We start from the raw sequence: 5,523 nt of genomic DNA on the forward strand, positions 1-5,523 counted from the left end.
ACTTCTTCCAAACCCTTGTGCTTAGAGAAATCGTGGGAGGCAGTGCATGAACAAACGACCGAATATCCTCTTTATCAATACGGATCAGCAATCTTGGAACGCTGTTTCCGCTTATGGAAATCCATACGTGCACACGCCGAACATTGACCGCCTCCACCGAAACGGGACATCTTTCATGCGTTCTTACTGTAGCGATCCGGTATGTGCTGCTACGCGATCAAGTTGGGCAACGGGACTTTACACTTCAGAGACGGGGGTGCCTTTTAACGGTGGGCATATGCACGAGGAAATTCAGGATATTGGACAAATTCTGAATGCCAGCGGATACAACGCTTTCCATTGTGGCAAGTGGCACGTACCGGGTAGAAATGTCCGCGAAAGTTTCCACACCCTGTATTATGGCAAACGTGACATCGGTGCAGGTGGTGGGGAATATTACGATTCAGCTTCTACGCACGCTGTGATAGATTTTCTGACAACCTACGACGGTAACGCACCATTCTACCTACAGATTGGTTACGTCAATCCGCACGATGTGTGTGAATATCTGCACAACCACGAGGAAAAGCGCATTCCAAATCCGTTGCGGCAGGGAATTGTTACTGAAGATGACTTGCCGCCGCTGCCTGAAAACTTCCATTACGATGAAAGCGAAACTGTGTTGCAGCAGGTCTGCCGCAGAACCGATGACGCGCTCATTCACTCGGCAATTCTGAATGGAGTGCGAGACTGGGACGAGTTCCATTGGCGGTATTTGATCTGGAACTATTACCGATTCATCGAAAAGGTTGATGCGGAGATCGGTATCGTGCTTAACGTACTTGAACAGACACCTTTCTGCGACGACACGATTATCGTCTTCAGTGCAGATCACGGCGAAGCGTGTGGCAGTCATCAGATGTTTCAAAAGTTCACGCTATACGAGGAAAGCATTCGTGTCCCGTTCATCGTTGCTTGCTTGGGGGACGGTGTGCCGGTACAGAAAAACCGTTTCGATAGGGAACATTTTATCTCTGGCGTGGATGTGGTCCCCACAGTTTATGATTATGCTGGTATAGATGCGCCGGAATCCGTGCAGGTCGAGCGAGGCGAAATTCCAAGAATTGGAGGTATGAGCGTGCGTCCGCTTGCAGAAGGTGATGTAAGACCTTGGCGTGAATTCGCCTATGTGGAAAGCAATTACTGGGGACGAGCGGTTGTCGCGGATAGATATAAATATGTTACGGAGTATAAGCCTGCTGACCCGGAGGATTTCCGTCCGCCGGGACCGGACGCATCGCGTCTTGGACGGGCGCAGCTTTTCGATCTACAGGAAGATCCGTGGGAAACACGGAATTTGATGAGTCAGTCAGGATATGAAGATGTAATTGATTCGTGTCGCGCAAACCTGCTTGCCCAAGAAGCTAGACTAAACCGATGGCAGATTGAGCATCCGAATCCGCGCAGCGTCATATCGAATTGGGGGGCACGCCTGGGAACTGAGTGGAAAGGCTTATCTGCGTCCTAAAATTTCTTGTGGAGACACTCGGGTGTTCTGACATTAGACTTGGAATCGTGGGTCATTCTGCCGAAACAACGAAACCGCTTCCTCCATCAACCACACGGATTTCGAGCGCATTCCCATGACGCAGCAGACCGTAACTCAATCGTGTCAGAAAAAAAAATCGCGTTGCGGCTCTTAGAAACGATAGCAGTTTTTGAAACGAATCCCTCCATCTTTTCTTGCCAAAGGCGAGGAACACGATTGAAGCCACATGAACAGAAACGCAGACAAACATATCCAGAACGAACGCAAGGAGAAGGAGAAGCGGAAGGGGAATCCAGATATTCCGCTCCGATTTGACTGCATCTCCGTTGAGGATGCGAACTCTTAGAACGAGTGCGACACGCCGCTGACTTAACCTGCTCATGATGCCCTCCAGTCGTGACATTACTCGATGCGAATCGTCACGCCGTCATTTCCATCAAGTACCGACACAAAGTCAAATGTCCCGATATCTTCGAGTTCGTCAATCCCTTCTTCAATCACTCCACAGATGGTGGTGAAAGTCTCAACGAAGTCAAAATTAGCGTATTTCTCACGAATCAGTTGGGCAGATTCCTCAAACTGCTTATTTTGACTTATTGCGAGATCGACCATGAGTGGTATCAGCTTTGCAGACGGCGGCAGGAGCCGTCCTGCCAACTTTACAAGAGATAGCGGTAGTGCAACACACACGGCTGGTGCTTCTAAATCACCGTCGAATACGAGAATCTTCAATGATTTCCCTTTGTAACTGCCAGATTCTGGCTGCGTTGATGTAGTTTGTGTATCCATTGTTGTTCCTCCTACTGTTTCTAAGGTTGAGTTAATTGAATAACGTGTGACGCCTCAGGCTGTTAATCGGTTGATATGTCAATTTCGTCAGCGGATTCAAGTGATACAATATATTTGGATAAACCCGTTTCAGCGGATTTCGATGAGATTTGGCGAGTGAACGGCGTGATGATTCAATCGAATGCAGTGTTTGAGTTTTCGAGAAATGGCTCCATCTCACTAGCACGGTGTGAATTCGCTGGAATACGATTGCAAAAGCGCGAAGGTAGATTCTAGGCGGTAATAAAATTAAACTAACAATCATTGTGGCGAACGCTTTGAGGAATCTTGTCAATTGTCCGCTAGCGAGTTGCCTTGATACATTTGTGATGTATACTAGCTCTTGAGAGAAGTCCCACGACGATGCGGTCCCCTCTATTCTCTCCATCACGTTATCCGCCAAATCTGAAGGGGCGTCAAGCTGTGGGTAGCTTTCGATGCCGCGGAGAGTCGCTTGTAGGTATTCCATCTTCTGCTTGCAACCATTACAGGCGAGCAGATGGACTTCAAACTGAGAAATACGCTCGTCATCGAGCGCCGCATCTATGTATAATTGAGACAGCTCTTCAAAATTTTTACAATCCATGGTTCATATTTTTCCTTCTACAAAGGCTTGCAACTTCGATTTTAGCAGTTCTCTTGCGCGAAAGATATGGGTTTTCACCGTTCCCATCGGAATTTCCATCACCTGCGAGATCTCTTCGTAGGAAAGTCCGTTGAGGTGAAAGAGCGTGATAACCAACCGATACCGGTGCGGGAGTTTGTTAATAGCCTCGTGAACGATGGATTGGGTTTCCCGCTGCTCAATCAACTCCAACGGCGATGGCGTTGAATCGGCAATCTGAAAACTGTAATCTGTTGCCAGTTGCTTATCAAGTGAAGCCATATTTTCATGGCGCAAACGATTAAGGCACTCGTTCCGAGCAATTCGACATAGCCATGTTTTTAGGCGGGCGTCACCGCGAAATTGCTTCAGGGAACGATATGCCTTCAGGAACGTATCCTGTGTTGCATCATCCGCCTCCTCAAACTGTCGGAGCATACGATAACACAGGTTGAAGATATGCTGTTGGTGACGCTCAATCAACAGCCTGAACAACTGTGCCTCGCCTCTACACACCCGTTTGACTAATTCGTTATCATCCGCTTGACTTGCATCGGTTGAGTGGGATAAAGTTCTATCGTCTTTCCGACAATCTGTTTGTGGCATCGGCTTATCTCGTTTGTGACAATTTAACGTTCAGAATAGATAGACACAGATGGTCAGTATATGTTTCAAAAAAGTTTGGAACGCTTCTCTTTATCGGTTGCAAACTGCATCACCGATAAAACGAATACACTTCGATGTCCCACAGGAGTCGAATAAGCACCCACCCACCACCGATGATAAACTCTCCAAGAATCAATCCCAAAAAGAGAGGGAACGCTTTTCGATATAGACGGATTCCACCCGCTTTAAGCAACACGGTCTTGACTGCCCACGCGATGAATATCGAAAACCAGAGTCTTCCCATCGTCCACCGCTCAACACTGAGGAGGTAGCCCGCTGGATGAAAAGGCAGGAGGGGAAATCGTGTTCGTAGCCACCAGAGGAAACCGGTAAAGAAGAAACCAAATCCTGTAAAAACGACGCCCGGAATGTCTGTGTCGGTCGGATGATAAAGCCAACTTTGTAGGAGATTATACCCACCAGTGCCCAAGCCACTGACCACGCCGATTTCGTAGCCGACAACGAGGTATGCCCAGAAAGCGGCAAGAATTCCCATGACCGTTGCTAACATCATCGCGACAACCAGTCTCCCTGAATTCATCTTTGATTCTTCGGCGATTTTTAACCCTTCGAGGGTATGGGGCATCGGATGGGCACGGGAACCGCGATTAAACGTAAAATAAAACCGCATCATGGTGAGGCTACCGGGGGACAGCCGCCGCGTGCCAAATAGATTGATGAGAAATTCATGCGGTGTGGATCTGACGCGATTCATTGGTGGTCCCACTTCGGCACGAACCCGCGTGATACTCATTCCCAAAAGATAGTAGATAAGAAAATAAATTCCTACGGTCCACAATGCCATTCCACCTTTATACGAAAAAGCCAGCAGAATGATTAACCCGCAGATCAATCCAACAGATGCCCACCGGTATGACATTGGCTCTTTTGACTCGTCAAGCCGGTAAATATTGTCAACGCCAATTTCCGCGGAGGGTTGAGTTTGCCTTCCGTTTCCGCTGTGTTCTCGTTGAAATGAAAAGATGCTCCGACAGATTGAAAGAAAGTAACGTCTTCCGCCATAAAGTGCAAAGCACGCGAGCGCCAAATATCCGCCCATGACCTGTGACCAATCGTAGGGAAAGTCAGGCAGTGCTGTCAGCCCAAGCGCACTCCCCAATACCCGTTCCCCTTTCCAGAACCAATAGAAAAACCATAACGAAAAAGACATCTCCAACGGTGTCAGAAAAGCAAGTCCAATGGCGAAGGAGCGAATATAGACCGGTGTCCAGCCGATAGCGTTAAACGGTTTTTGGGTGAAGTATTGACCAATCTCTGCGTGGCGCACCGGGAGTTCTGGCAGTGCCGGAAAAAAGAAATGGAATCCATTGATCAGATTAATTCCACCCGCGATAGCAAATCCAAGCCACATCATCTTCGATCGAAAAAGCCTGCCGTCGGGACGGGTCATTTCCAACGGTAGCTGGACGATTGGATATGCTAATCGTTCATGTTCAATCCACTGCCTGCGAACTAGGATATTTAGACAGATCATCACCCAGATAAGTGTCGTCAAAAATAGCGTCCACCAGAAGATAGGGCGCAGCCAAGCCCGGATATGGATTTCGGTGTAAAATGTGCTTTCACCATCATAGAAGGCTTCCACTCCTGAAAAGTCGTTTATCGTGAACCAGGGCGGAATGTATCGCCAAAAGAGTGCTTTCCATTCATTTTCAGGGGTGGCGAACCAGAAACCGTCGGGAACCGTCGGCACAACTGTTTGCATCATGTCGTGCCCGGAGATCGCTGAAGAAATTGAAAGCATCACAAAGACCGTCAAAAACTCTTGCTGTTTGAGGGCAAAACGTGGCAGGAAACGCTTGAGAAGGGAATTAAAGGTGATTAGCACCGTTAGGGTGACTACCACATTGTAAATGAGCGCCATTGTGGTCGGCAA

At 48.1% G+C, this 5,523-nt stretch carries 6 protein-coding genes; 1 reads left to right on the forward strand and 5 read right to left on the reverse strand.

Annotation, left to right across the window (positions count from 1 at the left end):
• The first annotated feature begins 46 nt into the window (after window positions 1-46).
• Window positions 47-1,507, forward strand: coding sequence for a sulfatase-like hydrolase/transferase (locus J4G02_20385; protein ID MCE2396885.1), 1,461 nt, complete (start codon window positions 47-49; stop codon window positions 1,505-1,507).
• Between the two features lie 52 nt (window positions 1,508-1,559).
• Here J4G02_20385 and J4G02_20390 read toward each other — a convergent pair whose 3' ends face one another.
• The 5 genes from J4G02_20390 to J4G02_20410 all read right to left on the reverse strand — a co-directional run.
• Complete coding sequence (locus J4G02_20390; GenBank protein ID MCE2396886.1) at window positions 1,560-1,910, reverse strand: hypothetical protein; 351 nt, start codon at window positions 1,908-1,910, stop codon at window positions 1,560-1,562.
• Window positions 1,911-1,930: 20 nt separating this feature from the next.
• Window positions 1,931-2,317: a hypothetical protein gene (locus J4G02_20395; GenBank protein ID MCE2396887.1), complete on the reverse strand. Its 387-nt coding sequence runs from the start codon at window positions 2,315-2,317 to the stop codon at window positions 1,931-1,933.
• Window positions 2,318-2,348: 31 nt separating this feature from the next.
• Entirely contained in the window at window positions 2,349-2,942 is a 594-nt protein-coding gene (locus tag J4G02_20400; protein MCE2396888.1) for a zf-HC2 domain-containing protein, read from the reverse strand.
• 3 nt (window positions 2,943-2,945) lie between these two features.
• Complete coding sequence (locus tag J4G02_20405) at window positions 2,946-3,566, reverse strand: sigma-70 family RNA polymerase sigma factor (protein MCE2396889.1); 621 nt, start codon at window positions 3,564-3,566, stop codon at window positions 2,946-2,948.
• 109 nt (window positions 3,567-3,675) lie between these two features.
• A partial coding sequence (locus tag J4G02_20410) for a hypothetical protein (protein ID MCE2396890.1) occupies window positions 3,676-5,523 on the reverse strand: 1,848 nt, incomplete at its 5' end.

Source organism: Candidatus Poribacteria bacterium (assembly GCA_021295755.1).
Lineage (GTDB): Bacteria > Poribacteria > WGA-4E > WGA-4E > PCPOR2b > PCPOR2b.

What these genes read in the sequence shown, in the direction of transcription:
- J4G02_20400 (MCE2396888.1), bottom strand. Translation starts at nt 2,942, where the DNA reads ATGGATTGTAAAAATTTTGAAGAGCTGTCTCAATTATACATAGATGCG.
- J4G02_20395 (MCE2396887.1), bottom strand. Translation starts at nt 2,317, where the DNA reads ATGGATACACAAACTACATCAACGCAGCCAGAATCTGGCAGTTACAAA.
- J4G02_20390 (MCE2396886.1), bottom strand. Translation starts at nt 1,910, where the DNA reads ATGAGCAGGTTAAGTCAGCGGCGTGTCGCACTCGTTCTAAGAGTTCGC.
- J4G02_20405 (MCE2396889.1), bottom strand. Translation starts at nt 3,566, where the DNA reads ATGCCACAAACAGATTGTCGGAAAGACGATAGAACTTTATCCCACTCA.
- J4G02_20385 (MCE2396885.1), top strand. Translation starts at nt 47, where the DNA reads ATGAACAAACGACCGAATATCCTCTTTATCAATACGGATCAGCAATCT.